The organism is Desulfosporosinus sp. SYSU MS00001 (assembly GCF_049943955.1).
GTDB lineage: Bacteria > Bacillota > Desulfitobacteriia > Desulfitobacteriales > Desulfitobacteriaceae > Desulfosporosinus.
This window is the reverse complement of the sequence record NZ_JBNFTW010000035.1, coordinates 1-1897: the sequence shown is the minus strand read 5'-3', so window position 1 is coordinate 1897 and position 1897 is coordinate 1. Positions and strand designations below refer to the sequence as shown.

The 1897-nt window shown below is 38.1% G+C and carries 4 protein-coding genes; all 4 read left to right on the top strand.

The window, feature by feature from the left end; all coding sequences use genetic code 11:
- Window positions 1–5 precede the first annotated feature (5 nt).
- Window positions 6–80, top strand: coding sequence for an arginine deiminase family protein (locus ACPUYX_RS20855; protein WP_426381499.1), 75 nt, complete (start codon window positions 6–8; stop codon window positions 78–80).
- 112 nt (window positions 81–192) lie between these two features.
- Entirely contained in the window at window positions 193–549 is a 357-nt protein-coding gene (gene tnpA / locus ACPUYX_RS20850; RefSeq protein WP_426381498.1) for an IS66 family insertion sequence element accessory protein TnpA, read from the top strand.
- On the top strand, window positions 539–898 hold the full coding sequence (gene tnpB / locus ACPUYX_RS20845; RefSeq protein ID WP_426381497.1) for an IS66 family insertion sequence element accessory protein TnpB: 360 nt from the start codon (window positions 539–541) through the stop codon (window positions 896–898). Before tnpA ends, tnpB begins: the two co-directional genes overlap by 11 nt.
- A 105-nt stretch (window positions 899–1003) precedes the next feature.
- Window positions 1004–1897 (top strand): transposase (locus ACPUYX_RS20840; protein ID WP_426381496.1); only part of this gene is annotated, 894 nt, incomplete at its 3' end.

The window sequence follows — 1897 nt, the reverse complement described above, 5'->3', positions numbered from 1 at the left end:
ATCGAATTGCAGCAAGCAGAGAACAATGGAATGACGGAAGTAATACACTTGCCGTAGCACCTGGCAGAGTAATTTGGTAAACGGTAAGTCATAGGTACCTCGTATTTGGCTTGCGTTTTTGAGATAATTAATTTAAGCTTTAAAAAACTACAAGTTTTTTAAAGTAATTAAACTAGTTTTTTGGAGGTACTAATGGATAAGATCACTCATGAAATGCGCTTAATGCAATGGACAGATATTGTACGCGAATGCCGTAGTAGTGGTATGGCCGTTAAGGCCTGGTGCCTTGAGAACAATATTAATGAAAAAAAGTTTTACTATTGGCAGCGCCGTATTAGGGGAGAGGTATTTGGCACTCTCAAGAAAACTGAATCTCAAAGCCAGTCAAACTTTGTACAACTTCCGGTTCCTGCGGATTCTTCAAGAAATAATCCTTCCTTTAGACCTGATATGACTATCCACATCGGAAATAACGTATTAGAGCTTTCTAATACCGTTTCAGAAGAATTGCTTTCTAAGGTTTTGAAGGTGATGTCAGATGTTAAATGATGCATCTGGTTTTGAAAAGATATACATTGCCTGCGGCTATAGTGATTTGAGAAGAGGCATTGATGGCTTTGCCAGCTTGGTACAACAACAATTTAAACTTGATCCATTTAAGCCTGGTATTCTTTTTCTGTTTTGCGGGAGAAAGACTGATCGCATCAAAGGACTTTTGTGGGAGGGGGATGGATTTCTTCTTTTATACAAGCGTCTGGAAGCAGGAAAATTTCAATGGCCTCGTAATGAAGAGGAGGTGAAAGCTGTTTCACCTCAGCAGTATAAATGGTTAATGGAGGGACTCTCTATCAATCAAAAGAAAGCCATTAAAGTTCTCTCACCCGCAAGGGTTTTATAGCATATTTATCCACAGTAAAGGCGCAATTTTCAAGGGTTTTCCACAACTTTTAGAAATTGCATTTTATCTATTGTTTCTATCTTCTAGATATGGTATCTTGACCATATGGATAAAAAATATACAGAAACAGAACTAATTAAATATGATAAAGAAGTCATCATTTCCTTATTCTTGTCCATGCAACAACTGACAGAAAATCTTTCTCTGATTTGTGCTGAGCAGAAAGTTCAGCTAGAACAGGTAAATCAAAATATGAACTTGATTTTAGAACAGCTAAAAATATCAAAACAACAAAAGTTTGGCCGTTCTTCAGAGAAGATAGTGTGTGATGGTCAATTGGAGATGTGCTTCAATGAAGCCGAAGTCACTATAGCTGATAAATTTGTTATTGAGCCTGATATGGAAGAAGTCTGCCCAAAACCATATAAGCGTAAGAAAGCTATAGGCAAACGTGATGAAGATTTAAAAGAACTTCCTGTTATAGTAATTAATCATGAATTATCCGAAGAAGAACTAAAGGTGCATTTTGGAGACAAGTGGAAGAGGCTTCCCGATGAAGTTTATAAGAGACTTTCCTTCCACCCTGCAAAATTTGAAGTAGAGGAACACCATGTGGCAGTCTATGCAGGAAGTGACAATCAAACAATTATTCGCGGTAAGCGACCAGTAGATTTGCTGCGCAATAGTGTTGTCACTCCTTCACTAGAAGCTGCTATCATGAATAGTAAATATATCAATGCCATACCCTTATATCGCTTGGAACAGGAATTTTCAAGGAATGATATAGTTCTTAGTAGACAAGTCATGGCAAATTGGACAATTAAGTGTGGAGAAAGATATCTTTCTCTTCTTTATGATAGAATTCATAAAGAACTATACAATAGCCAGGTGCTCCAGGCTGATGAGACGCCTGTCTGCGTAAGCAAAGATGGACGACCTGCCGGTGCCAAAAGCTATATGTGGGTCTACCGAACTGGAAAAATGCACAATGGTGCTCCT